25 protein-coding genes are annotated in these 23,434 nt (G+C 70.5%); 15 read left to right on the top strand and 10 right to left on the bottom strand.

Annotated elements, in window-relative coordinates:
• Positions 1 to 121 precede the first annotated feature (121 nt).
• Complete coding sequence (locus tag VET29_RS21390; protein WP_324923212.1) at positions 122 to 220, top strand: carboxyl transferase domain-containing protein; 99 nt, start codon at positions 122 to 124, stop codon at positions 218 to 220.
• 351 nt (positions 221 to 571) lie between these two features.
• Here VET29_RS21390 and VET29_RS21385 read toward each other — a convergent pair whose 3' ends face one another.
• A complete protein-coding gene (locus tag VET29_RS21385) occupies positions 572 to 1,681 on the bottom strand; it encodes an L-talarate/galactarate dehydratase (RefSeq protein ID WP_324923210.1) in 1,110 nt (369 codons plus the stop codon).
• A gap of 57 nt (positions 1,682 to 1,738) precedes the next feature.
• Between VET29_RS21385 and VET29_RS21380 the strand changes: the two genes are divergently transcribed.
• Complete coding sequence (locus tag VET29_RS21380; protein ID WP_324923208.1) at positions 1,739 to 2,071, top strand: multidrug efflux SMR transporter; 333 nt, start codon at positions 1,739 to 1,741, stop codon at positions 2,069 to 2,071.
• Positions 2,068 to 2,628: a TetR/AcrR family transcriptional regulator gene (locus tag VET29_RS21375; protein ID WP_324923206.1), complete on the top strand. Its 561-nt coding sequence runs from the start codon at positions 2,068 to 2,070 to the stop codon at positions 2,626 to 2,628. The genes VET29_RS21380 and VET29_RS21375 overlap by 4 nt, the downstream gene beginning before the upstream one ends.
• On the opposite strand, the gene VET29_RS21370 is transcribed toward VET29_RS21375, so the two are convergent.
• The 5 genes from VET29_RS21370 to recQ all read right to left on the bottom strand — a co-directional run bounded on the left by VET29_RS21370 (position 2,597) and on the right by recQ (position 8,417).
• On the bottom strand, positions 2,597 to 2,728 hold the full coding sequence (locus VET29_RS21370; protein WP_324923204.1) for an MFS transporter small subunit: 132 nt from the start codon (positions 2,726 to 2,728) through the stop codon (positions 2,597 to 2,599). The two genes, VET29_RS21375 and VET29_RS21370, sit on opposite strands and share 32 nt — an antisense overlap.
• A gap of 12 nt (positions 2,729 to 2,740) precedes the next feature.
• Entirely contained in the window at positions 2,741 to 4,153 is a 1,413-nt protein-coding gene (locus VET29_RS21365) for an OFA family MFS transporter (RefSeq protein WP_324923202.1), read from the bottom strand.
• A gap of 103 nt (positions 4,154 to 4,256) precedes the next feature.
• The gene (locus VET29_RS21360; RefSeq protein WP_324923200.1) at positions 4,257 to 5,177 is read right to left on the bottom strand and encodes a LysR family transcriptional regulator; all 921 of its coding nucleotides are present in this window, start codon (positions 5,175 to 5,177) and stop codon (positions 4,257 to 4,259) included.
• A gap of 53 nt (positions 5,178 to 5,230) precedes the next feature.
• Positions 5,231 to 6,448, bottom strand: a complete 1,218-nt coding sequence (locus VET29_RS21355) for a site-2 protease family protein (protein ID WP_324923198.1) — start codon at positions 6,446 to 6,448, stop codon at positions 5,231 to 5,233.
• A 148-nt stretch (positions 6,449 to 6,596) separates the two neighbouring features.
• Positions 6,597 to 8,417 (bottom strand): DNA helicase RecQ, encoded by a 1,821-nt coding sequence (gene recQ, locus VET29_RS21350; protein WP_324923196.1) that lies wholly within the window; start codon positions 8,415 to 8,417, stop codon positions 6,597 to 6,599.
• Positions 8,418 to 8,695: 278 nt separating this feature from the next.
• Here recQ and VET29_RS21345 point away from each other — a divergent pair, with 278 nt between their 5' ends.
• The 6 genes from VET29_RS21345 to VET29_RS21320 all read left to right on the top strand — a co-directional run bounded on the left by VET29_RS21345 (position 8,696) and on the right by VET29_RS21320 (position 15,334).
• On the top strand, positions 8,696 to 9,112 hold the full coding sequence (locus VET29_RS21345; protein WP_324923194.1) for a YciI family protein: 417 nt from the start codon (positions 8,696 to 8,698) through the stop codon (positions 9,110 to 9,112).
• Positions 9,113 to 9,126: 14 nt separating this feature from the next.
• Positions 9,127 to 9,549 (top strand): YciI family protein, encoded by a 423-nt coding sequence (locus VET29_RS21340; RefSeq protein WP_324923192.1) that lies wholly within the window; start codon positions 9,127 to 9,129, stop codon positions 9,547 to 9,549.
• Between the two features lie 36 nt (positions 9,550 to 9,585).
• Positions 9,586 to 10,839: an RNA polymerase sigma factor gene (locus VET29_RS21335; RefSeq protein WP_324923190.1), complete on the top strand. Its 1,254-nt coding sequence runs from the start codon at positions 9,586 to 9,588 to the stop codon at positions 10,837 to 10,839.
• Complete coding sequence (locus VET29_RS21330; RefSeq protein ID WP_324923188.1) at positions 10,836 to 11,855, top strand: LacI family DNA-binding transcriptional regulator; 1,020 nt, start codon at positions 10,836 to 10,838, stop codon at positions 11,853 to 11,855. The genes VET29_RS21335 and VET29_RS21330 overlap by 4 nt, the downstream gene beginning before the upstream one ends.
• A gap of 105 nt (positions 11,856 to 11,960) precedes the next feature.
• Positions 11,961 to 13,982, top strand: a complete 2,022-nt coding sequence (locus VET29_RS21325) for a bifunctional aldolase/short-chain dehydrogenase (RefSeq protein ID WP_324923186.1) — start codon at positions 11,961 to 11,963, stop codon at positions 13,980 to 13,982.
• Positions 13,979 to 15,334 carry a rhamnulokinase family protein gene (locus VET29_RS21320; RefSeq protein WP_324923183.1) on the top strand — a complete coding sequence of 452 codons (1,356 nt, stop codon included), beginning with the start codon at positions 13,979 to 13,981 and terminating at the stop codon, positions 15,332 to 15,334. The genes VET29_RS21325 and VET29_RS21320 overlap by 4 nt, the downstream gene beginning before the upstream one ends.
• 9 nt (positions 15,335 to 15,343) lie before the next feature.
• Here the strand turns inward: VET29_RS21320 and VET29_RS21315 are convergent, their stop codons facing one another.
• On the bottom strand, positions 15,344 to 16,204 hold the full coding sequence (locus tag VET29_RS21315; protein ID WP_324923181.1) for an aldo/keto reductase: 861 nt from the start codon (positions 16,202 to 16,204) through the stop codon (positions 15,344 to 15,346).
• Between the two features lie 102 nt (positions 16,205 to 16,306).
• On the opposite strand from VET29_RS21315, the gene VET29_RS21310 reads away from it, so the two are divergent.
• Positions 16,307 to 17,179: a LysR family transcriptional regulator gene (locus VET29_RS21310; RefSeq protein ID WP_324923179.1), complete on the top strand. Its 873-nt coding sequence runs from the start codon at positions 16,307 to 16,309 to the stop codon at positions 17,177 to 17,179.
• 58 nt (positions 17,180 to 17,237) lie between these two features.
• Here the strand turns inward: VET29_RS21310 and VET29_RS21305 are convergent, their stop codons facing one another.
• Positions 17,238 to 18,113 (bottom strand): NAD(P)-dependent oxidoreductase, encoded by an 876-nt coding sequence (locus VET29_RS21305; protein WP_324923177.1) that lies wholly within the window; start codon positions 18,111 to 18,113, stop codon positions 17,238 to 17,240.
• A 64-nt stretch (positions 18,114 to 18,177) separates the two neighbouring features.
• On the opposite strand from VET29_RS21305, the gene VET29_RS21300 reads away from it, so the two are divergent.
• Both VET29_RS21300 and VET29_RS21295 read left to right on the top strand, forming a co-directional pair.
• Positions 18,178 to 18,483, top strand: a complete 306-nt coding sequence (locus tag VET29_RS21300; protein WP_324923175.1) for a putative quinol monooxygenase — start codon at positions 18,178 to 18,180, stop codon at positions 18,481 to 18,483.
• A gap of 95 nt (positions 18,484 to 18,578) precedes the next feature.
• A complete protein-coding gene (locus VET29_RS21295; protein ID WP_324923173.1) occupies positions 18,579 to 19,658 on the top strand; it encodes an alcohol dehydrogenase catalytic domain-containing protein in 1,080 nt (359 codons plus the stop codon).
• Here the strand turns inward: VET29_RS21295 and VET29_RS21290 are convergent.
• The gene (locus tag VET29_RS21290) at positions 19,648 to 20,826 is read right to left on the bottom strand and encodes a cytochrome P450 (protein WP_324923171.1); all 1,179 of its coding nucleotides are present in this window, start codon (positions 20,824 to 20,826) and stop codon (positions 19,648 to 19,650) included. The genes VET29_RS21295 and VET29_RS21290 overlap by 11 nt on opposite strands.
• Positions 20,827 to 20,921: 95 nt before the next feature.
• Here VET29_RS21290 and VET29_RS21285 point away from each other — a divergent pair, with 95 nt between their 5' ends.
• The gene (locus VET29_RS21285; protein ID WP_324923169.1) at positions 20,922 to 21,554 is read left to right on the top strand and encodes a helix-turn-helix domain-containing protein; all 633 of its coding nucleotides are present in this window, start codon (positions 20,922 to 20,924) and stop codon (positions 21,552 to 21,554) included.
• Positions 21,555 to 21,636: 82 nt separating this feature from the next.
• Here VET29_RS21285 and VET29_RS21280 read toward each other — a convergent pair whose 3' ends face one another.
• A complete protein-coding gene (locus VET29_RS21280; protein WP_324923167.1) occupies positions 21,637 to 21,834 on the bottom strand; it encodes a ferredoxin in 198 nt (65 codons plus the stop codon).
• 124 nt (positions 21,835 to 21,958) lie between these two features.
• On the opposite strand from VET29_RS21280, the gene VET29_RS21275 reads away from it, so the two are divergent.
• Together VET29_RS21275 and VET29_RS21270 are read left to right on the top strand one after the other, a co-directional pair.
• The gene (locus tag VET29_RS21275) at positions 21,959 to 23,068 is read left to right on the top strand and encodes an NAD(P)/FAD-dependent oxidoreductase (protein WP_324923164.1); all 1,110 of its coding nucleotides are present in this window, start codon (positions 21,959 to 21,961) and stop codon (positions 23,066 to 23,068) included.
• A gap of 3 nt (positions 23,069 to 23,071) precedes the next feature.
• A complete protein-coding gene (locus VET29_RS21270; protein WP_324923162.1) occupies positions 23,072 to 23,431 on the top strand; it encodes an RNA-binding S4 domain-containing protein in 360 nt (119 codons plus the stop codon).
• The last annotated feature ends 3 nt before the right edge of the window (positions 23,432 to 23,434 follow it).

The following is a 23,434-nucleotide window of genomic DNA, read 5'->3' as shown; positions in this document are numbered from 1 at the left end:
CCTGGCGGCGTTTTCGCGACGGAGACCGGCGACGCCTGGCGACGGAGGATTGACGGCGTTCGTGACGGAGGATTGGCTACGAGGGACTGGCGACGTTCGTGATGGAGGATTGGCGACACTCGTGACGGAGGCGCCGAACATCCTGTGCGGGTTCGGACGGCTGGAGGGGCACGCGGTCGGGATCGTGGCGAACCGGCGACGCCTGGCGACGGACGACTAGCGAGTTTCGTGACGGAGGATGGCGACGAGGACTGTCGACGTTCGTGACGGAGGACTGGCGACGCTTGGAGAGACGGAGGATTAGCGAGTTTCGTGACGGAGGATGGCGACGAGGACTGTCGACGTTTGCGACGGAGGAATAGCGACGCCTGGTGACGAAGGACTCGCGACGTTCGCGACGGAGAACTGGCGCTCGTGCGTGGCGACGGACCGGCGCGTGCCTGCGTGGCGGCGAAGGTCAGGACGTCTGGTTGCGAGCGGGGCTGCTGACGGCGCTGCCGGAACGCGTCCGCCGTGGTGGTGGCCGGAACAGGCCGTGAACTGGTCGAGGCGCTAGACGGATGTCGAGGCGCTAGACGGATTCGGCGAACTCGATGCGGTCGGTGGTCCATACCCGGGACCTCTCGCTGAGGCTGAAGCCTATGCCGGCGCGGTCGGGGACCAGGACGGTGCCGTCCTTGAGTTCGAGGCGCTCGTTGAAGAGCGGCTCGAGCCAGGTGACGTGCTCGACCCAGGCCGTGCCCGGGTAGGCGGCGGCCAGGTGGACATGCAGTTCCGCCGCGAAGTGTGGTGCGATGGCCAGTCGCTTGTGGTTGGCCAGTGCCGCGATTCGCAGGAACGGTGTGATGCCGCCGATTCTCGGGGCGTCCGGCTGGACGTAGTCGCTCGCGCCGGCGTGCATGAGTTGCCAGTGTTCGTCGACGGTGGTCAGCGGTTCGCCGGCGGCTATCGGGGTGTCGAGCGCGCATGCCAGCGCGGCGAGGCCCTCGGTGTCGTGGGCGTCCAGTGGTGCTTCGAGCCACGTCAGGGCCAGTGGCTCGAGTGCTCGGCCGATGTGGAGCGCGGTCGCGCGGTCCCACTGCTGGCCCGCGTCGACCATGAGGGGCACGTCGGCGCCCAGCCGGTCGCGGACCTGCGTGAGAGCACGCGCCGGGTTCGTTCGTCCTATCTCCACCTTGATGCCGCCGGCACCCTGTTCCAGGGATCGCCGGGCGGTCTCGAACAGCTCACCTACTGACAGGGAAGGAGATCCACCCAACGTGTGATAACAGGACACCGCGTCACGGTAGGCGCCTAACAGCTTTGCCAGCGACAGGTTGGCGCGCTTCGCCTTGAGGTCCCACAGGCCGATGTCGACGGCGCCGATTGCCTGCGTGGCGAGGCCGCCGCGGCCGACGGACGCGCCCGCGATGGCGAGTTTCTCCCATACCCGGCCGATGTCGTTCGGGTCCTCGCCCAGCAACAAGGGGGCGATCTCCTTGGCGTGGGCGTAGAGGGCGGGACCGCCGGCGCGTTTCGCGTAGCTGAGGCCGAGGCCCGCGTGGCCGTCCGTGGTGCCGAGCTCGGTGAAGAGGAAGGCGACCTCGGTCAGGGGAGGGGCTTTCACGTCACCGGCCCGAGACTCGATGGGGAGGTACACCAGCGACAACCGGACTCTGTCGATTCGGTCTCCAGTGCGCACCTGGCTAAGCCTATCGTGGTGTACATTTGTACATGTACAGATGTACAACCGCTGGGAGTGGTGCAGTTGCCGTATGTCTTCCTGCTGGGCGCGATCGCGCTCGAAGTGCTCGGGACCAGCCTGCTCAAGGCGACCGAGGGGTTCACCAGAGTGCTGCCGACGGTCGTGTGTCTCGTCGCGTACGCGGGTGCCTTCGCCGCGCTCGCGTGGGCCGTCAAACACGACCTGCCGGTCGGGGTGGCCTATGCGATGTGGTCCGGCCTCGGCACGGCGGCGATCGTGGCCATCGGCATCGTGTTCCTGAACGAGCCGATCAGCTTCCAGAAGATTGTTGGCGTGCTGCTTGTCATCGGGGGCGTTTCGGTGCTCAACCTGGGCGGTGCGCGTTGAGTCCGCGGCGTGACCCGGAGGCGCGGCGGCAGAAGATCATCACGGCGGCGGTGCGGGTCATCGCGGAGGTCGGCGTCGGCAACGTGACGCACCGGCGGATCGCCGCGCTCGCCGGTGTGCCGCTCGGGTCGACGACGTACTACTTCCCGACGCTCGACGATCTGGTCGCGGCGGCGCTGCGCGAGGCGACGGAGTACGCGCGTGCCGCGCTGGAGGCATGGGCCGAGGAGTTGACGGTCAGCCGTGACCTGCCGGGCACCTTCGTCGACCTCGCGCGCCGGTACCTCGCCGACCGCGAGCAGGCGCTGCTCGAGTACGAGGTGTGCCTCGCGGCTGCCCGTGCGCCGGAACTGCGGCCGGCGGCGCAGTTGTGGATCGACGGGCTGCGTGGCATCTGCGCGCGGTTCGCCGGACCGGAACGCGGCTTCGCGCTGGCGGCCTTGCTCGACGGCTACCTGCTGCAGGCGTTCGTCACCGACGGGCCTCTCGACACCGACGGGCTCCGGGCGGGGGTCGTCGCGTTGCTCAGCCCCCGAACAGCGGCAGGATCGACCTGATCGTCTGGTACAGGCCGTACGCGAGGATGAGCCCCACGATCAGCCAGGAGATCACCAGGCGGGTGGTCTGCCCACCCGTCTGCTGCGGGTTGTCGGACATCCGGGTTACCTCCTAGCGGGTGGCGGGGGTGGACTCGCCGGCTTCGGCGAACGCGTCGCTGTGTGCCGCCTCGTGGAACTTCTCGCCCACCGGGCGGATCAGCAGGTTCGCCACGAAGCCGACGGCGAGGACGCCGATCATGGTGAACAGCGCGGGCCGGTAGTCGGAGTACACGAGCTCGCCGGGCTTTCCTTGTGCGTCGAGGAAGCCGTTGATGATGAGCGGCCCGGCGACGCCCGCCGCGGACCAGGCGGTCAGCAGCCGGCCGTGGATGGCGCCGACCTGGTAGGTGCCGAAGAGGTCCCGCAGGTACGCCGGCACGGTCGCGAACCCGCCGCCGTAGAAGGAGATGATGATGCCGGTGATCAGCACGAACACGGCGGTGGCACTGTGCCCGGCGACGGCGAGCAGGAAGTAGAGGACCATGCCGACGCCGAGGTACATGATGTACGTCGGTTTGCGGCCCAGGAAGTCCGAAGTGGACGACCAGGCGAAACGGCCGGCCATGTTGAAGATGGACAGCAGGCCGACGAACCCGGTCGCGGCGGTGGCGGCCACCGTCGAGGTGTCGCCCTCGCGGAAGAAGTCCTGGATCATCGGGCCCGCCTGCTCCAGGATGCCGATGCCCGCGGTCACGTTGCAGAACAGGACCACCCAGAGGAACCAGAACTGCGGGGTCTTGATCGCGTTCGCCGCGGACACGTGCGACGTGGTGACGAGGGTCTTCGCCTTGAGCTGTGACGGGTCGAAGCCGGCGGGCTTCCAGCCCGGCGCGGGCACCTTCACGTTGAAGACACCGAACATCATCACGATGAAGTAGACGATGCCGAGGGTGAGGAACAGCAAGGCAACAGCACTGCCGGTCGGCACGGACTTGGCGTTCGACGGGTCGTAACCGCTGTCGTACAACGACATCAGCTGCCGGGACAGTGGCGAGGCGACGAGCGCGCCGCCGCCGAAGCCCATGATCGCCATGCCGGTCGCGAGCCCCGGCCGGTCGGGGAACCACTTGATCAGCGTGGACACCGGCGAGATGTAGCCGATGCCGAGTCCGATGCCGCCGACGAAGCCGTAGCCGAGGTACACGAGCCAGAGCTGCGAGGTGGCGATGCCGAGTGCGCCGATCAGGAAGCCGGTCGCCCAGAAGCACGCCGCCGTGAACATCGCGGCGCGCGGACCGACCCGCTCGACCCAGGTGCCCATGACCGCCGCGGAGACGCCGAGCATCACGATCGCGATGGAGAAGATGATGCCGATCGAGGTCAGGCTCGCGTCGAAGTGCTTGACCAGCGCGGTCTTGTACACGCTGGTCGCGTACGCCTGCCCGATGCAGAGGTGGACGGCCAGGGCGGCCGGGGGAATGAGCCATCTGCTGTACCCCGGCTTCGCCACGGTGTGTTCACGATCGAGGAACGACAGAGCCATGACGCACCTCCGTGTGCTGCCCGGGGTAGATCGATCCGGACGGTACTGAGCCGGTGATTGAACGTCAAAACATTCTGATTGATCGGCCGATAATTCTCGTCTATCACAGGTATTTCTTCAGCAGTTGATCGAGTTCGGCCTGCATGTCGACGCGTCTGGTCGCGTCGAGCAGGGCCCTGGCCAGCATGGGCTCGGGGTCGCGGTCGGCCAGGACCAGCCCGACCTGATAGGCGAGGCGCGGGCGGTTGAGTGGCACGACCTTGAGGCCCTCCGGCACGCCGAACAGGTACAGCCAGGCATGCGCGATGACGCTGGACCAGCGACCGGTGGCGACGTGTGCGTAGATGGCCGAGACGGTGTCGGTCTCGACCGACGCGGTGACGGTGACGCCGACCTCCGCGAAGTTGCGGTCGAGGATCCGGCGGTTCTGCATCACCGACGACAGCAGGCAGAGCGGGGTGTCCACCAACTCGCCCCAGCCCACCGACTCGCGGTCGGCGAACCTGCCGTCCGCGGGGGTGAGCAGCAGGTACCGCTCGCGGTAGAGCGGGGTGACGCGGACGGTGCCGAGCGGCTCACCGTCCACATAGGTCAGGCCGATGTCGAGGTCGAACTCGGCGAGCCGGTGCACGATCTCGCGCGACGACAGCGACTCGATGGAGATCCGCACTTGCGGGTGGTCCTCGAACATGGGCGCGGTCAGCAGCGACGCGATGGTCTGCGCGGTGGGGATCGCGCCGATGCGGAGCACGCCGGACAGGCCGCCGCGCATGCTGGCCAGCTCGTGGCGCAACGCGTCCTGCTCGGCGAGGATGCGGTGTGCCCACAGCAGCACCTGCTTGCCTTCGGGGGTGAAGCCCTCGAACCGCTGCCCGCGCTGGACGATCTGGACGTCCAGCTCGGCCTCGAGCTTGCGGATGGCGGCGGACAGCGCGGGCTGGGAGACGTGGCAGGCCTCGGCGGCCCGCCCGAAGTGACCCTCCCGCGCGAGCGCGCTCAGGTACTCCAGCTGGCGCAGCAACATGAGGAAAGCGTAGCTGCCGTGATCGTGAAAGGACCCGGCCCGAGTTGCGGCCGCTACTGCGTGATCCTGATCGGGTTGACGATGTCGGCGGTCACCGTCAGCAGCATGACCGCGCCGCCGACCAGTACGAGGACCATCGTGATGCCGGACAGCCTGGTGTAGTCCACCGGCGCGGCCGCGGTCTTGCCCCGCCGGTCGCGCAGCCAGTTGCGGACGTGCTCGTACCAGATGACCGCGATGTGGCCGCCGTCCAGCGGGAGCAACGGCAGCAGGTTGAACACGCCCATGAAGAAGTTCAGCCCGGCGAGCAACAGGAGGAAGAGCTGCCACAGGCCGGCTTCGACCGCCTCCCCGCCGATCCGGCTCGCGCCGACGACGCTGACCGGGGTCTCCGAGTCCCGCTCGCCACCGAAGATCGCGTTGATCACGGCCGGGATGCGCTGGGGGAACTGGACCAGCTTCTGGAAGGTCTGGCCGAACAGGTCGCCGGCGAAGGACATGGTGCCGCCGACCGCGGACCAGGCCGTGTAGTCGAACGACGTGGTCGCCGACACCCCGGCCACGCCGACCTGCGCGATCTTGGTCCTGCCGTCGGCGCTCGTGACCGGGCGGTCCACGCGCGGGACGTCCACGGTGAGGAGGAGCGTCTGGTCGCCGCGGCGGACCACGAACGGGGTCGGGCCCGTGGAGTGCTGGATCTCTTCGACCATGGCGGACCACGTCGGGGTGCTGACGCCGCCGACCGACACGACCTCGTCACCGCCGCGGAGGCCGGCGGCCTGGGCAGGCCCCGTCTCGCCTGCGCGGCAGGTCTGCTCGACGACCTGGGCGTTCGTGGTCGCGTCGCGGACGCAGGCGGAGACCTGGGAGAGGACCGGCTTCTCGGCGACGTTCGGCAGGCCGAAGGTGACGGCCATGACGTAGAGCACGACGAAGCCGAGCAGGAAGTGGGTGAACGGGCCGGTCGCCATGACGACCGTGCGCTTCCAGGTCTTCTGGCGCCACATGGCGCGCGGCTCGTCCTCGGGGTCGACCTCGTCGAGGGTGGTCATGCCGGCGATGTCGCAGAAGCCGCCGACGGGGACGGCCTTGAGCCCGTACTCGGTCTCGCCGCGGCGGAAGGACCAGATCCTGGGGCCGAACCCGACGAAGTACCGGCGCACCTTCATGCCGAAGGCCTTCGCGGAGAGCAGATGCCCGGCCTCGTGCAGAGCAAGCGAAGCGCCGATGCACAACGCGAAGAGCACCACGCCGATGATGTACGCGAGCACGTTCGCCCCCTGTCGCCTGTCGTGGTGGCGAGAGTACGCAGGGAAGGTAAAGAGACTGTCGGGTCGAGATCGGGTGGAAGCGAGGCGCGTTCGGCACCCCACTCGATGGTGGGGGATGGCGGGATCTCGGGTCGGCGGGCCCGATGGGTCAGGACGTCAGGGTGTCCAGGATCTGCTGGCCGTATTTCGCCAGCTTGTTTTCGCCTACGCCGTTTATCGTGCCCAGTTCCGCCAGGGTCGTCGGATTCTCCGTGGCTATTTGGCGCAGGGTCGCGTCGTGGAAGACCACGTAGGCCGGGACGCCTTGTTCCTTTGCCGTGGCGGCTCGCCAGGTGCGTAGTCTTTCGAAGACGGGCTTGGTTTCCGGGGACAGTTCCTGTTGGGGAGTCGCTGCCTTCTTCGCGGGCTTGGCGGCCCTCTTCGGTTCCTGGCGTAGGCGGACCTCGCGTTTGCGGGACAGGACCTCGCCGCTTGCTTCTGTCAGCACCAGCGTGCCGTGGTCACCCTCCACCGTCAGCAGGCCCTGTGCCAGTAGCTGGCGGATGACGCCTCGCCATACCGGTTCGGCCAGGTCCTCGCCCACTCCGAACACCGTCAGGGTCTCGTGGTTGAACTGCTGGACCTTCGCCGTTTGGCGGCCCAGCAGAATGTCCACGACGTGGCCGACCCCGAATTTCTGGTGACGTTCCTTGTCCAGGCGGTAGACCGCCGACAGCACTTTCTGCGCCGGCACCGTCCCGTCCCACGACTCCGGTGTGGTCAGGCACGTGTCGCAGTTGCCGCACGGTTGGGCTTCTTCGCCGAAGTAGTTCAGTATCTGGGAACGGCGGCACTCGACCGTCTCGCACAGGGCCAGCATCGCGTCCAGGTGGACGCCCAGCCGGCGCCTGTGCGCGTCGTCGCCCTCGGACGTCGCTATCATCTTTCGTTGCTGGACCACGTCCTGCAGGCCGTACGCCAGCCACGCCGTCGACGGCAGGCCGTCTCGGCCCGCCCGTCCGGTCTCCTGGTAGTAGCCCTCCACCGACTTCGGCAGGTCCAGGTGGGCCACGAACCTGACGTCCGGCTTGTCGATGCCCATGCCGAACGCGATCGTGGCGACCACCACCAGGCCATCCTCGCGCAGGAAGCGGGACTGGTTCGTCGCTCGGGTCCTGGCGTCCAGGCCCGCGTGGTACGGGATCGCCGAGATCCCGTTCTCGGTCAGGAACTGGGCGGTCCGTTCCGTCGATGCCCGCGACAGGCAGTACACGATGCCCGCGTCGCCCTTGTGCTCCGTGGTCAACAGCTCCAGCAGCTGCTGTTCGGGGCGGTTCTTCGCGACGATGCGGTACTGGATGTTCGGCCGGTCGAAGCTCGCCACGAAATGGCGGGCGTCATCCAGGTTCAGGCGGTGCGCGATCTCCTTGCGCGTCGCCTGGGTCGCCGTCGCCGTCAGGGCGATGCGCGGGACCGCGGGCCAGCGTTCGTGCAGCCGGGACAGCTCCAGGTAGTCCGGGCGGAAGTCGTGCCCCCACTGCGCCACACAGTGCGCCTCGTCGATCGCGAACAGCGAGATTTTGCCGCGGTCCAGCAGGCGCAGCGTCGACTCGACCTTCAGGCGTTCCGGCGCCAGGTACAGGAGGTCGATGTCGCCCGCCAGGAACGCCTCCTCCACCTCATGGCGCTGCGCGAAGTCCTGCGTCGAGTTCAGGAAACCCGCCCGGACACCCAGCGCCTTCAGCGCGTCCACCTGGTCCTGCATCAGCGCGATCAGCGGCGAGATCACGATCCCCACGCCGGGGCGGACCAGCGCCGGGATCTGGTAGCACAGGGACTTGCCGCCACCGGTCGGCATCAACACCAGCGCGTCGCCGCCGGAGATGACGTGGTCGATGATGTCCTGCTGGTTTCCCCGGAACGCGTCATAGCCGAACACGCGGCGCAGCGTGTCCAGTGCGGGCTCGAGCTCGATCTCGGGGAGAGTCACGCGGGCGATTCTATGGGGGACCGCCGACAAGCCTCGGGAGTTGTCCACAGGCCGGCGTGCCACCCGCCGTGACCTCGCCGATCGTCACCACCGGCGCGCCCACGATGGTGGCAATACGGTCGACCTGCTCAGCCGCGACGCACCCGCGGAAACTCGGCGGCCGGCTGCACCGGGCGAGAAAAGTCCGAGAGGCGTGTCGATCCGATGGCACCTCGTTCGACGCGTGGTCAGCGATTAGGTTCGGCCCGACAACCGGGCACGGAAACGGAAGGCGACGCATGCGTTTCATGGTCATCCGCAAGGCCGACGAGGAGACGGAGGCCGGTGTGCTGCCGAGCACCGAGCTCATCGAGGCCATGGGTCGTTACAACGAGGAGTTGGTCAGGGCGGGCGTGATGGTGGCCGGGGAAGGCCTGTTGGCCTCGTCCCACGGCACGCTCCTGCGCTTCGACGGCGCGGGCGGGACGACGGTGACCGACGGCCCGTTCGCCGAGGCCAAGGAGCTGGTCGCCGGCTTCTCCCTGCTGGAGGCGGACTCGCTCGCGGACGTCATCGAGATCGTCAAGCGCTGGCCCGTCGAGGACGGTCACGGCAACGCCGAGATCGAGATCCGGCAGGTGCACGGGGCCGAGGACTTCGGCGACGCGATCACCGACGAGAACCGGCCGGGCACCATCGGCATCAAGTACGACTAGCAGGGAGCACCGCCATGCGTTTCATGGTCATGATCAAGTCGGACGAGCGGACCGAGGCCGGTGTGATGCCGACCGAGGAGGAGCTCACCGCGATGGGCCGCTACAACGAGGAGCTCGTCAAGGCCGGCGTGCTGCTGGCCGGCGAGGGCCTCCACCCCTCCGCGAAGGGCGCCCGCGTCAAGTTCACCGACGGCAGGCCGACGGTCATCGACGGCCCGTTCGCCGAGGCCAAGGAGCTGATCGCGGGCTTCTGGCTGATCGACGTCAAGTCGAAGGAGGAGGCCGTCGAGTGGATGAAGCGGATCCCGTGCACCGACGGCGTGGAGACCAACGTCGAGATCCGCCAGGTCTTCGAGCCTGCCGACTTCGGCGAGGCCTACACCCCCGAGCAGCGGGAGCGGGACGAGCAGCTGCGGCTCGCCGCCAGGAAGGACTAGCCGCCAGGGGGATCCCTTACCTGCTTTGATAGGCGCATGCCGACTCTCGAGACCAACCGTGCGATCGACGCCGTGTGGCGGATCGAGGCGGCCCGGCTCATCGCCGGGCTCACGCGGATGGTGCACGACGTCGGCCTCGCCGAGGAGCTCGCGCAGGACGCGTTGGTCGCGGCGCTGGAGCAGTGGCCCGAGTCGGGTGTCCCGGACAACCCGGGCGCCTGGCTCATGGCCATCGCCAAGAGGCGTGCCATCGACATGTTCCGCCGCCGCGAGACGCTCGACCGCAAGGTCACCGAGATCGGCCGCGACCTGGAGACACAGGAGCCGCCGACCGCAGAGCCGGACTTCGACGCGATCCACTCCTCCATCTCCGACGACCTCCTCCGGCTCGTCTTCATCTCGTGCCACCCGGTCCTGTCCACCGAGGCCAGGGTGGCACTCACGCTGCGGCTGCTCGGCGGGCTGACCACCGAGGAGATCGCCCGCGCGTTCCTCACCCCCGAGCCGACGATCGCGCAGCGGATCGTGCGGGCCAAGAAGACCCTGGCGCAGAAGAAGGTCCCCTTCGAAGTACCCGCCGCGAGCGAGCTCGCGGAGCGGCTCGCGTCCGTGCTCGAGGTCGTCTACCTGGTCTTCAACGAGGGTTACTCGGCGACCGGCGGCGAGGACTGGATGCGGCCCGCGCTGTGCGAGGACGCCATGCGGCTGGGCCGGATCCTCGCCGAGCTGGTGCCGAAGGAGCCCGAGGCACACGGGCTCATCGCGCTCATGGAGATTCAGGCGTCCCGGGCCAGAGCCAGAACCGCGCCGGACGGTACACCCGTACTGCTTCTCGACCAGGACCGTTCGCGGTGGGACCAGCTGCTGATCCGGCGCGGGTTGGCCGCGCTGGAGCGGGCCGCCGCGATCGGCGAGCCCATGGGGTCCTATGTGCTGCAGGCGGAGATCGCGGCCTGTCACGCGCGGGCCCGCACGCCGGAGGAGACGGACTGGCCACGGATCGCGGCGCTCTACGCCCGGCTGGTCCAGCTGGTGCCCTCGCCGGTCGTCGAGCTGAACCGGGCGGTCGCGCTGTCGATGGCGTTCGGTCCGGCGGCCGCCCTGGAGATTGTCGACGAGCTGACCGGGATCCCGTCGATGCGGAACTACCACCTGCTGCCGAGCGTGCGTGGCGACCTGCTCGCGAAGCTGGGCCGGCAGGAGGAGGCACGTGCCGAGTTCGAGCGGGCCGCGTCGCTGACCCGCAACGAGCGGGAGCGCGAGCTACTGCTGAAGCGGGCAGCCGAATGACCGACGGCACTCCCGGGATGAAGGATGTCGCCGCGGTCGCGGGGGTGTCCATCGGTACCGTGTCGAACGTACTGAACCGCCCGCACCTGGTCAGCGAGGCGACGCGGCTGCGGGTCCAGGCGGCGATCGTCGAGCTGGGGTTCGTGCGCAACGAGACCGCGCGGCAGCTGCGTGCCGGCAGCAGCCGGACCATCGCCTACGTCGTGCTGGACGCGGCCAACCCGTTCTTCAACGACGTGTCCCGCGGGGTCGAGGAGATCGCCCGCGGCGAGGGCATGGTCGTCTATCTGTGCAACTCGAACCAGGACGGCGTGCGTGAGCGCGAGTACCTGGAGCGGTTGCGGGAGCAGCGGGTCCAGGGCGTGCTGATCACCCCGATCGACTCGAACGCCGAGCGGATCGCGGAGATGAGCGGCGGCATGCCCGTCGTGCTCGTCGACTGCCACGCCTGGGACGACTCGCAGTGCTCGGTCGCCGTCGACGACGTCCTCGGCGGCGAGCTGGCGCTCGACCACCTGCTGGAGACAGGGCACGAGCGGATCGCGTTCGTCGGCGGGCCGATGTCGGTGCAGCAGGTGCGGGACCGGCACCAGGGCGCACGGAACGCCCTGGAACGCTCCGGTGGCAAGGCCGAGCTGGTCGTGCTGGACACCGAGGCGCTGGTCGTCGCGGAGGGCCGTAGGGCGGGGGAGCGGCTGGTGGCGATGTCCGGCGACGAACGGCCGACGGCCGCGTTCTGCGCCAACGACCTGCTCGCGCTCGGGCTGCTGCAGGCCATGTGGGGGTTCGGGCTGTCGGTGCCGGGCGACCTCGCGGTGGTCGGCTACGACGACATCGAGTTCGCCGAGGCGGCCGCCGTGCCGCTGACCTCGGTGCGCCAGCCGCGGGAGCTGCTCGGCCGGACCGCCGCGCGGCTGCTGCTCGAGGAGGCGTCGGACGAGATCGTGCATACCCACCAACAGGTTCGCTTCTCACCGGAGCTCGTCGTGCGGGCGTCCACCGGGATCCGGCGCTGAGCCGTGCCGGCCCTCGCCCGGCGGTCGCTTGACACCCCGCAGCCGCCCAAGCATGCTGGCCACAGGCGGATTGAAACGTTCCATAACCGACGCGACGAGGCGGTCATGACTGGACAGGTCGAGGCGTTGCTGCGCCGGAGCAACCGGCTCGGCGCGGACCCGCGCAACACGAACTACGCGGGGGGCAACACCTCCGCCACGACCACCGCCACCGACCCGGTGACCGGCACGGACACCGAGCTTCTCTACGTCAAGGGCTCCGGCGGCGACCTCGGCACGCTGACCGAGCAGGGCCTCGCCGTCCTGCGGCTCGACCGGCTCCGCGCCCTGACCGGCGTCTACCCGGGCGTCGACCGCGAGGACGAGATGGTCGCCGCGTTCGACTACTGCCTGCACGGCAAGGGGGGCGCGGCGCCGTCCATCGACACCGCCATGCACGGCCTCGTCGAGCAGGCCCACGTCGACCACCTGCACCCGGACGCCGGCATCGCGTTCGCCACCGCGGCCGACGGGCCGGAGCTGACCCGGCGGTGCTTCGGGGACCGGGTCCTCTGGGTGCCGTGGCGGCGGCCGGGCTTCCAGCTGGGTCTGGACATCGCGGCGGTCCAGAAGGGCAACCCGCGGGCCATCGGCGTCATCCTCGGCGGCCACGGGATCACCGCGTGGGGCGCGACCAGCGACGAGTGCGAGGCCAACTCCCTCGAGATCATCACGACCGCGCAGCGGTTCCTCGACGAGCACGGCCGGCCGGACCCGTTCGGCGAGCTCGTCGTCGAGACCCTCGCGCCCGCCGACCGGGCGACCCTCGCGGCCCGCATCGCACCCGCCGTCCGCGGCCTCGCGTCCACCGACCACCCGCAGGTCGGCCACTTCACCGACGCCGCGGGCGTGCTCGACTTCCTCGCCCGCGAACGCCTGCGCGAGCTGGCAGCCAAGGGCACGTCGTGCCCGGACCACTTCCTGCGCACCAAGGTCCGCCCGCTCGTCCTCGACGTGCCGCCGACCACCCCGCTCGACCAGCTGCTCGGGCGGCTCGGGGAGCTGCACGAGGCATACCGGGCCGACTACCGCGCCTACTACGAGCGGCACGCCGACGCGGACAGCCCGCCCATGCGCGGTGCGGACCCCGCGATCGTGCTGGTGCCCGGCGTCGGGATGTTCAGCTTCGGTGCCGACAAGCAGACCGCGCGCGTGGCCGGCGAGTTCTACGTCAACGCCATCAACGTGATGCGTGGCGCCGAGTCGGTGTCCACGTACGAGCCGATCGAGGAGCGCGAGAAGTTCCGCATCGAGTACTGGGCGCTGGAGGAGGCGAAGCTCAAGCGGCGGCCCAGGCCCCGGCCGCTCGCCACCCGGGTCGCCTTCGTGACCGGCGGCGGGTCGGGGATCGGCAGGGCCACCGCGTTGCGGCTGCATGCCGAGGGCGCGTGCGTGGCCGTCGCTGACCGGGACGCCGACGCGGCCAAGCAGGTGGCCGCGGAGCTGGGCGAGACCGCGCTCGCGGTGACCGTCGACGTGACCGACGAGAACGCGATCGCCGAGGCGTTCCGGACGACCGTGCTGGCGTTCGGCGGCGTGGACCTCGTGGTCAACAACGCGGGACTGTCGGTGTCGAAGCCGCTGCTGGAGACCACCGAGGAAGACTGGGACCGCCAGCACGACGTGATGGCCAAGGGCTCGTTCCTGGTGTCCCGCGAGGCCGCGCGGATCATGGTCGAGCAGGGCATCGGCGGTGACCTTGTGTACATCGCGAGCAAGAACTCGGTGTTCGCCGGGCCCAACAACGTCGCCTACGGGGCCGCGAAGGCCGACCAGGCCCACCAGGTCCGGCTGCTGGCGGCGGAGCTCGGCGAGTACGGGATCCGCGTCAACGGCGTCAACCCGGACGGCGTCGTGCGGGGTTCCGGGATCTTCGCCGGCGGCTGGGGGGCGCAGCGGGCCGCCGTGTACGGGGTGCCGGAGGAGGACCTCGGCGCGTTCTACGCCCAGCGCACGCTACTGAAGCGTGAGGTGCTGCCCGAACATGTCGCGGCCGCGGTGTTCGCCCTCTGCGCCGGTGACCTGTCGCTCACGACCGGGTCGCACGTGCCGGTGGACGCCGGGGTGGCGGCCGCCTTCCTCCGATGACCAGCGTGCGAGTGGCCAGGTTCGGCGCCGTCGACTTCGGCGCGGCGAGTGGGCGGGTCATCGTCGGCGAGGTCGGGCCGTCCTCGGTGACCCTGGACGAGTGTCACCGGTTCGTGAACCGGCCGGTGCGGGCCGGCGGCACGCTGCACTGGGACATCCTGAGCCTGTACCAGGAGATGCTGGACGGTCTGCGGAAGGCCGGGCCGGTCGACGGGATCGGCATCGACTCGTGGGCCGTGGACTACGGCTTGCTCGACGCGTCCGGCGGGCTGCTCGGCAACCCCGTGCACTACCGGGACGAGCGGACGTCCGGCGCGCGGGAGAACCTCGAACGCCTTGGCGCGCGGGAGCTGTACGCGACGACCGGGTTGCAGTTCCTGCCGTTCAACACCATCCACCAGCTGATGGCCGAGACCCGGCTGGGTGCCGCGCGGCGGCTGCTGATGATCCCCGACCTGCTCGCGTACTGGCTCACGGGAGAGCAGGGCGCGGAGGTCACGAACGCGTCCACGACGCAGCTGCTGGACGTCCGGACCCGCGCGTGGGCGACGGAGCTGATCGAGAAGGCGGGCGTCGATCCGGCGTTGCTCCCGCCGCTGCGGGAGCCGGGCACGGTGATCGGGTCGTACGGCGGCACGCCGGTCATCGCCGTCGGCTCGCACGACACCGCGTCCGCGGTCGTGGGGGTGCCCGCGGCCGGCGAGCGGTTCGCCTACATCTCCTGCGGGACCTGGTCGCTGGTCGGGGTCGAGCTCAGCCGGCCCGTGCTCACGGATGCCAGCAGGGAGGCCAACTTCACCAACGAGCTCGGCGTCGACGGGACCGTGCGGTACCTGCGCAACGTCATGGGACTGTGGTTGCTGCAGGAATGCGCGCGGGAGTGGGGCGCCGACACCGCGGAGCTGTCGCGTGCGGCGGCGGCGCGCCCCAGGGGCGCGGTGATCGACCCGGACGACCCGGTCTTCCTGCCACCGGGCGACATGCCGGCGCGGATCGCCGACGCGTGCCGGCGGGCGGACCAGCCCGTGCCGGCGGACCGTCCGGCGATCGTCCGGTGCATTGTGGACAGTCTCGCCGACGCGCACCGCCGGGCGGTCCAGGAGGCGCAGGAGCTGTCCGGGCGCGAGGTGGACGTGGTGCACGTCGTGGGCGGCGGCGCGCGGAACTCGTTGCTGTGCCAGCTGACCGCGGACGCGTGCGGGCTACCGGTGCTGGCCGGACCGGTCGAGGCGACCGCGCTCGGGAACGTGCTCGTCCAGGCCCGCGCGCTGGGCGCGGTCAGTGGCGACCTCGCCCAGCTGCGGTCCCTCATCCGGGGCAGTCAGCCGGTGACCCGTTACGAACCCGCGTAGGACCCGCCATTAGGCGGCGTCGAGCTCCGCGATCTCCTCGGCCGTGAGGCTCAGGTGTACCGCCGCGGCCGAGTCGCGGATCGTCTCCGGACGGGACGAGCCGGGAATCGGGATCACCACCGGCGCCTTGGCGAGCATCCACGCCAGGCACACCTGCTGCGGGCTGACCCCGCGTGCCTCGCCCACCTTCGCGAACGGGGCGAAGCGCGAGCCCAGGTCGCCGGCCTTGCTGATGCCGCCGAACGGGCTCCACGGCAGGAACGCGATGTCGAGCTCGGCACACAGCGCCAGCTCCGGCTCGCTGGACCGGAACGCCGGCGAGAACTGGTTCTGCACCGACACGAGCCGCCCGCCCAGGATCTCGTTCGACAGGCGGATCTGGTCCGGGTCGGCGTTGGACACCCCGGCGTAGCGGATCTTGCCCGCGTCGAGCAGGTCACGGATCGCGCCGACGGAGTCGGCCCAGTCGACCCTCGGGTCGGGCCGGTGGAACTGGTACAGGCCGATCGCGTCGACGCCGAGGCGCTTCAGCGACGCGTCACACGCCTGCCTGAGGTAGTCCGGCGAGCCGTTCAGCGACCACTCGCCGTCGGCCTCGCGGGTGTGGCCGCCCTTGGTGGCGACCAGCACGTTCGACGTGTCGCCGCCGTAGCTCGCGAGCGCCCTCGCGACGAGCGACTCGCCGTGGCCGAAGTCACCGCCGTCGCGCGAGTAGGCGTCGGCGGTGTCGATGAACGTGACCCCCGCGTCGAGCGCGGCGTGGATGGTGTCGATCGACTGCTGCTCCGGTGGCCTGCTCCGCAACGACATCGGCATCTCGCCGAGTCCGATGGCGCTGACCTGCGTGTCGCCGATTCGACGAGACTGCATCGTGGATTCCTCCGTCTGGTTGTGTACCGCCAGCCTTCCCCGACTCGATTAAGCTGTCCAACAGAAGTCTTCGATCGGGTTGATCTGTTTGGGTGATGAGTCGTGGAGCTGCGGCAACTCTCGTACTTCGTGGCGGTCGCCGAGGAGTGCCACTTCACGCGGGCCGCGAAACGGCTGCACGTGGCTCAGTCCGGGCTGTCGGCGTCCGTGCGGTCACTGGAGCGGGAGCTGGGCGCCGACCTGTTCGTGCGCAACACCCGGCAGGTCCGGCTGACCCCCGCCGGCACCGCGTTGCTGGCCGAGGCACGGCGGACCCTCGCGGCGTCGACGGCCTGTGTGGACGCGGTCGCCGCCGTGCAGGGGCTGCTGCGGGGCAGCCTCACGATCGGGACGTTGCAGTGCCTGCACGTGGTGCACCTGCCGACCGTGCTGGCGACGTTCGTGTCCACCTACCCCAGGCTGGACATCGAGCTGCGCACCGGCGGGTCGGGGGAGCTGACCGGCCAGGTGGCGCAGGGAAAGCTGGACGTCGCGTTCGTCGCGCGGCCCGCCGTGCGGCCGGACGACGTCGTGGTGACACATCTGGCCAGCGAGCCGATGGTGCTGGCGTGCGCGCCGAGCCACCCGCTGGCCTCGTCGGCGCGGGTGCCCCTGGCCGCGCTGGCCGGTGAGCGGTTCGTGGACTTCGCGCCCGACTGGGGGCCGCGGGACCTGGTGGACTCGGTGGTCGGCGACCGGCATGTCGCGCTGGAGGTGACCGACGTGCACTCGCTGCTGGACATGGTTGCGGTCGGGCTCGGGGTCGCGCTGGTGCCACAGTCGTTCTCGGTGAAGACCGACAGGGTGCAGTTCATCGGGCTCGCCGACCGGGTGCCGAAGTGGGAGACCGTGACGGTGACCTCGGCCCCGCCCAGCGCGGGCGCCACCGCGCTGGTGACGGACGTGCGCCGGGCGGCGGGCTTGGCCTCCGGTTAGGTCGAGGTCGCAGGATCGGTCTGTCGGAGCGTCGTGCCGGCGCGGGGTCCCGTCACACCTACCGGCCGTGGCGGGACCCTCCCGCGAGGTTCTCCAGCACCAGCAGCAGAGCGGAGTGGTCGAGGTCGCCATGGCCCTGTGCGCGGGCCGCGGCCATCAGCTGGGCCACCACCGCGCCGAGCGGGAGCGGCACACCCGACTCCCGTGCCGTGCCGAGCGCGATGCCCAGGTCCTTGTGATGCAGGTCGACGCGGAAGCCCGGCGCGAACTCGTGCCGGAGCATGTTGGCGGACTTGCGGTCCAGGACCGCGCTACCCGCGAGGCCGCCGGAAAGGACCTCGACGGCCGGTGTCAGGTCGACGCCCTGCGCGTCCAGCAGCGTGAGTGCCTCCGCTACCAGGCCGATCGTGCCGGCGACGATCAGCTGGTTCGCGGCCTTGACCGTCTGGCCGGCACCGGCCGGTCCCACGTGGACGATCGTCCTGCCGACGACCTCCAGCACCGGCCGGGCGGCCTCGACGTCGGCCGCCTCGCCACCCACCATGATCGACAGCGTGCCGTCCACCGCGCCCTGCTCGCCGCCGCTGACCGGTGCGTCGAGCGTGCGGAGACCCGCGTCCCGCGCCTGTGCCGCAACGCTTCTGGCGGTGACCGGCGAGATCGTGCTCATGTCGACCCAGAGCGCGCGGCGCGCGGTCAGCACGTCCGCCGCCACGGCCTCGACGTCCGGGGAGTCGGGCAGCATCGTGATCACGATCTCCGCGCCGGCCACCGCGTCCCGGACGCTGTCGGCCGCGCGCCCGCCCTGCTCGGCGAACCGCGCGGTCCTCGCCGGACTCCGGTTGTGGCCGGTCACCTCATGGCCGGCGCGGACGAGGTTGACGGCCATGGGCAGGCCCATGATCCCGAGCCCGATGAACGCGATCCTGGTCATGCTTCCGAGCCTAGTGTCGCGTTCGTCCAATCAACTGGTGCCGGTCGTGTGCGAGCATCGCGCCGTGCGATACGGATACTTCGGGACCATGCGGGTCAAGGCCGGTCACCGCGACGAGGTCGTCGCCACGCTCGTCGGCGGGGCGGACGGGCTGAAGGCCGCCGGCTGCGATCTCTACGTGGTGGGAACCTCCGACAGTGACAAGGACACCGTCTGGGTGAGCGAGGTCTGGGTGAGCAAGCAGGCCCACGACGACTCGCTGCAACTGCCCGAGGTCAAGGCGGCCATCGCGAAGACGATGCCGTTGCTGACGGGCGAGTTCACCAGCCAGGAGCTGGACATCGCGGGTGGACTCGGGGTGCCTGACTAGCGCGTGAACGGTGGTGGGGCGCCGTCACGTTGCCCCGGGGTGGTGCCGACTTTCACACGAAGATCCCAGGACCCCGCCCTAGTAGGGTCGCTTGCATGGTGAAGGCAGCGGTGCTGACGCGGCAGGGTGGACAACTCGAGGTGCTGGACATCTCCCTCGGCGATCCCGGCCCCGGTCAGGTGAAGGTCCGCGTGCATGCCGCCGGTGTGTGCCATTCCGACCTGTCCCTCGCCAACGGCACGCTGCCGCAGGAGGTGCCGGCCGTGCTCGGGCACGAGGGCGCCGGCGTCGTCACCGCGGTCGGGGACGGCGTCGACCGGGTGGCGCCCGGCGACCACGTCATCCTGAACTGGGCGCCCGCGTGCCGTGAGTGCTGGTTCTGCCTGCGCGGCGAGCCCTGGCTGTGCGTGCACGCCGAGGACGTCGCCCGTGCGCCGTACGCCCGGCTCGACGACGGCACCCCGGTGTACCCCGGGCTGGGCACTGGCGCGTTCGCCGAGGAGACGATCGTGCCGGCGGCGGGCGTGGTGAGGGTCCCGGACTCCGTGCCGATGGCGCAGGCCGCCGTGCTCGGCTGTGCGGTGCAGACCGGCGCGGGCGCGGTGCTCAACACGGCACGGGTGCGCCCCGGCGAGTCGGTCGCGGTCGTGGGGCTCGGCGGGGTCGGGCTGTCCGCGCTGCAGGCCGCACGGGCGGTCGGCGCCGGGCCGATCATCGGCGTGGACGTCACCGAGGCCAAGGCCGAGCTGGCGTCACAGCACGGTGCGACGGACTTCGTCGTGTCCGGCGATGGTGCGGCCAAGGCGGTCCGCAAGCTCACCGGCGGGCGCGGCGCGGACCACGCCTTCGACTGCGTCGGCCTGCCGGCGACGATCCGCACGGCGTGGTCGGCGAGCCGGCGTGGCGGCTCGGTGACGGTGGTCGGCGTCGGCGGCAAGGCCAACATCGTGGAGTTCTCGGCACTGGAGCTGTACTGGTTCGGCCGCACGCTGCACGGCTGCGTCTTCGGGTCGAGTGACCCGGAGGTCGAGATCCCGCGGCTGCTGGGCCTGGTCGAGGACGGCAAGCTGGACCTCGCCGCCCTGACCACGGCCACCACCGACCTGGCCGGCGTCAACGACGCGTTCGACCGGCTCGGCACCGGCGGTCGGACGATCGTGACGATTACCAGCTGACCGGCAGGCTGTGCAGGCCGTAGATCAACGCGTCGTTCTTGAACGGCAGCTCGGCGACCGGCCGGGCCACCCGCAGCGTCGGCACCCGCCGGAACAGCGTGTCGAACACGACCCGCAGCTCGACGCGGGCCAGGTTCTGGCCGAGGCACTGGTGCGCGCCGTACCCGAACGCGAGGTGGTTGCGCGCGCCGCGGTCGATGTCGACCTGCGTCGGGTCCGCGAACACGGCCGGGTCGTGGTTGGCGGCGTTGCCGAGCGTGAACACGCCTTCGCCTGCCTTGACCTCGGTGCCGTTGACGACCGTGTCCTCGACCGCGACGCGTGAGGTGACGAACTCGGCGATCGTGAACTCCCGCAACAGCTCCTCGACCGCGGTGGGAGTCTTCGACGGGTCGGCACGCAGCTCGGCGAGCTGGTCGGGACGCTGGAGCAACGCAAGCGTGCCCAGCGAGATCATGTTGGCGGTGGTCTCGTGGCCCGCGATGAGCAGGAGGATGGTGAGGCTGACGAGCGCCTCGTGGTCCTCGATGCCTTCCTCGCGGCGCTTGACGATCTGCCGGCCGATGAGGTCGTCGGTCGGGTCGGCCTCCTTGGCGGTGACCAGCTCGTCCATGTAGCCGCGCAGGCCGTCGGACGCGGCCTTGACCTCCTCCTGCGTCGAGGCGCGGGAGATGAGGGTGCGGGAGCGGGACTGGAAGAACTCGTGGTCGGCGTAGGGGACGCCGAGCAGCTCGCAGATCACGAGCGAGGGCACGGGTAGCGAGAGGGCCGGCACGAGGTTGGCCGTGCGGGACTCCTCGGCGAGCATGGCGTCGAGGTGCTCGTCGACGATCTCCTGCACCCGGGTACCGAGCGTGGCGAGGCGCTTCACCGTGAACTCGCCGAGCACCAGCCGCCGGGCCGGGCCGTGCTCCGGCGCGTCCATCGCGATCAGGGATGGCTTCAGACCCTCGCCCCGGCGGACCCGGCGCCCGAACGGCAGGGGGAAGTTCGGGTTGGCGCGGTTGGAGGAGCAGGCGGGGTCGGTGAGCACGGCGCGGACGTCGGCGTGGCGGGACGCGGCCCACACCTCCTGGCCACTGCGCAACGTCACCCTGGTCATGGGGCCCGGTTCGGTCGTCGACGCGTCGCCGTGGAACGGGCACACCCGTGGCGGGAATGTCTCCATGCTTACTCCATCCGGAAGAATCTCGTCCGTTTGTATCGAGAGTAGTCAACTCGCAGCACTGCGTCCACAATCGGGCGTAATGGGATAATCCGCGGATGACCACTCCGGACACTCCGCTGCGGGCGGACGCGCGCCGCAACCGCGACCAGATCCTGGCGGCGGCACGGGAGATCTTCGCCGAGCGGGGCGCCGACGTCGCGATGGAGGAGATCGCGCGCCGGGCGTCCGTGGGCGTCGGCACGCTCTACCGGCGGTTCGCCGACCGGGAGGCGCTGATCCGGGCCGTGTTCCGGGAGACGTTCCAGGTCGTGGCCGACGAGACCCGGGCGGCGCTGGCCGAGGAGCCGACGGCGTGGGCGGCGCTGATGCGGATCATGCGGCAGTCGGCGTGGCTACATGTGAGCGTGCAGGCGAAGTCGGAGCTGGTGACCTCGGTGGTGAAGGGGGACCCGGACACGTCGCGCATGCGTGATCATGTGCTGGACACGCTGGACGAGGTGGTGCGGCGGGCGCAGGAGGAGGGGTCGCTGCGGCTGGACGTCGGGGTGGGGGACCTGGCGGTGTTGTTCATGTCGGTGGTGAAACAGCCGCACAACCTGACGGCGGAGGCCGCGGGGGTCGCACCCGTCAGGGCGCTGGCGATCATGATGGACGGGTTGCGGGCGCCTGCGCCCGGGGAGCTGCCGGGCCGGCCGCTGACGCGCGCGGACCTCGACTTCGACGCCTAGGCGCGCCGCGGGGCCACGGGAGCTCCCCGCGGATCGGAAAGGTCTCCGGTGCCGACCGGAACGAAGGAGGGGCCTGCCGGCGTCAGTCCTCTTCGAGCGACAGGGCCTGGCTCGGGCAGAGGTCGATCGCCTCGCGGACGTTGGTGAGCGTGTCGCCCTCGGCCCGGTCGGTCAGCAGCACGACCGTGCCGTCCTCGTCGCTCTGGTCGAACACCCTCGGCTCGGTGAGGGCGCACTGCCCGGCGCCGACACAACGTCCGGTGTCCGTGACGATCCGCATCGTTCGTACCTCCTGTCAGAGCGGGAACGACCATGACCGTACGCGGTGTGACTGGAGTCTCGCGCTCCTGGTGTCACGAAACTCTCCCGCGCCCAGTCCTTCCAGCGAGGAAGGGAGATTCACCATGGTCACTCGCATCGTGGTACTGGGCGCCGGCTACTCGGGACAGCCCGCGGCGCGCCTCCTGGCCCGGGCCCGCGACGTGGAGGTCACGCTCGTCAACGAGCGCGACCAGTTCGTCGAGCGGGTCCGGCTGCACCAGCTGGCCGCCGGGGAGGAACTGCGCGACCGGCCACTCACCGAGCTGATGGCGGGCACCGGCGTCCGGGTGGTGATCGACCGCGCCACGGCCATCGACCCGGAGGCCAGGTCGGTCGTACTGGCCGGGGGCGAGACGTTGCCGTACGACACGCTCGTCTACGCGCTCGGCAGCCGGATGGACGTCGACTCGGTCCCCGGCGTCGCCGACCACGCGTACACGGTCGCGATCGCCGAGGAGGCCGCGCGGCTGCGGGCGCGTGTCCGCGCGGGCGGCGTGGTCACGGTCGTCGGGGCGGGGCTGACCGGCATCGAGTCGGCCACGGAGCTGGCCGAGCGGAACCCGGAGCTGAAGGTCCGACTGGTGACCGACGGCGCGCTGGGCGCGCGGCTGTCCGAGAAGGGGCGCCGCCACCTGCGCCGCACGCTCGACCGGCTGGGCGTCGAGGTCCGCGAGGACGCCCGGGTCGCGCGGGTGCGCGCGGACGGCGTCGTGCTGACCGGCGGCGAGCACATCGCGTCGGACATGGTGGTGTGGACGACCGGTTTCACCGTGCCGGCGCTGGCCGAGGAGGCGGGCCTCGCGGTCGACCGCGACGGCAGGCTGATCGTCGACGAGACCGCGCGGTCGACGTCGTGCCCGGACGTCTACGGCGTGGGTGACGCGGCGGCCATGCGGATGCCGGGAGGGCAGGAGCTGCGGATGGCGTGCGCGACGGGGATGCCGGTGGCGCAGCTGGCGGTCCGCGCGATCCTGGCCCGGCGGGACGGCAAGCCGGTCAAGCCGTTCCGGTTCCGGTACGTGAACCAGTGCATCAGCCTGGGCCGGCGCGACGGGCTGGTCCAGTTCGTGAACCGGTTCGACCAGCCCGTGGAGCGGGTGCTCACGGGCCGGTTGGCCGCGCTGTACAAGGAGACGGTCGTGCGGAGCGCGTTCCAGGTGCAACGGCACCCGTCGCTACCGACTAGTTTCTGAGGTGTGGAGTCGACGCGAGTTGACCGCTGGCTGTGGGCGGTCCGGCTGACGAAGACCCGTTCGGACGCGGCGGCGGCCTGCCGCGGCGGACACGTGCGGGTCAACGACCGCCCTGCCAAACCGGCGACCACCGTGGTGCCGGGCGACGAGGTCCGCGTCCGCTCGGGTGGTGTGACGAAGGTGGTCGAGGTGGTCCGGATCATCCAGAAACGGGTGGGCGCGCCCGACGCGGCGACCTGCTTCCTCGACCGCACGCCGAAGCCACCGCCCGACGCGCTGGTCCCGGTGGCCCGCCGCGACCGCGGCGCCGGCCGCCCGACCAAGCGCGACCGGCGCGTGCTGGACAGGTTCCGCCAGGGCTGACCC

This window comes from Actinophytocola sp. (assembly GCF_035634895.1).
Classification (GTDB): domain Bacteria; phylum Actinomycetota; class Actinomycetes; order Mycobacteriales; family Pseudonocardiaceae; genus Actinophytocola.
This window is presented reverse-complemented; position numbering and strand designations above follow the sequence as displayed.

Excerpts from the sequence above, each read along its gene's own strand:
- VET29_RS21370 (WP_324923204.1), bottom strand. The coding sequence starts at position 2,728 with ATGTCCGACAACCCGCAGCAGACGGGTGGGCAGACCACCCGCCTGGTG.
- VET29_RS21365 (WP_324923202.1), bottom strand. The coding sequence starts at position 4,153 with ATGGCTCTGTCGTTCCTCGATCGTGAACACACCGTGGCGAAGCCGGGG.
- VET29_RS21360 (WP_324923200.1), bottom strand. The coding sequence starts at position 5,177 with ATGTTGCTGCGCCAGCTGGAGTACCTGAGCGCGCTCGCGCGGGAGGGT.
- VET29_RS21345 (WP_324923194.1), top strand. The coding sequence starts at position 8,696 with ATGCGTTTCATGGTCATCCGCAAGGCCGACGAGGAGACGGAGGCCGGT.
- VET29_RS21340 (WP_324923192.1), top strand. The coding sequence starts at position 9,127 with ATGCGTTTCATGGTCATGATCAAGTCGGACGAGCGGACCGAGGCCGGT.
- VET29_RS21335 (WP_324923190.1), top strand. The coding sequence starts at position 9,586 with ATGCCGACTCTCGAGACCAACCGTGCGATCGACGCCGTGTGGCGGATC.
- VET29_RS21330 (WP_324923188.1), top strand. The coding sequence starts at position 10,836 with ATGACCGACGGCACTCCCGGGATGAAGGATGTCGCCGCGGTCGCGGGG.
- VET29_RS21325 (WP_324923186.1), top strand. The coding sequence starts at position 11,961 with ATGACTGGACAGGTCGAGGCGTTGCTGCGCCGGAGCAACCGGCTCGGC.
- VET29_RS21320 (WP_324923183.1), top strand. The coding sequence starts at position 13,979 with ATGACCAGCGTGCGAGTGGCCAGGTTCGGCGCCGTCGACTTCGGCGCG.
- VET29_RS21315 (WP_324923181.1), bottom strand. The coding sequence starts at position 16,204 with ATGCAGTCTCGTCGAATCGGCGACACGCAGGTCAGCGCCATCGGACTC.
- VET29_RS21305 (WP_324923177.1), bottom strand. The coding sequence starts at position 18,113 with ATGACCAGGATCGCGTTCATCGGGCTCGGGATCATGGGCCTGCCCATG.
- VET29_RS21295 (WP_324923173.1), top strand. The coding sequence starts at position 18,579 with ATGGTGAAGGCAGCGGTGCTGACGCGGCAGGGTGGACAACTCGAGGTG.
- VET29_RS21290 (WP_324923171.1), bottom strand. The coding sequence starts at position 20,826 with ATGGAGACATTCCCGCCACGGGTGTGCCCGTTCCACGGCGACGCGTCG.
- VET29_RS21285 (WP_324923169.1), top strand. The coding sequence starts at position 20,922 with ATGACCACTCCGGACACTCCGCTGCGGGCGGACGCGCGCCGCAACCGC.
- VET29_RS21280 (WP_324923167.1), bottom strand. The coding sequence starts at position 21,834 with ATGCGGATCGTCACGGACACCGGACGTTGTGTCGGCGCCGGGCAGTGC.
- VET29_RS21275 (WP_324923164.1), top strand. The coding sequence starts at position 21,959 with ATGGTCACTCGCATCGTGGTACTGGGCGCCGGCTACTCGGGACAGCCC.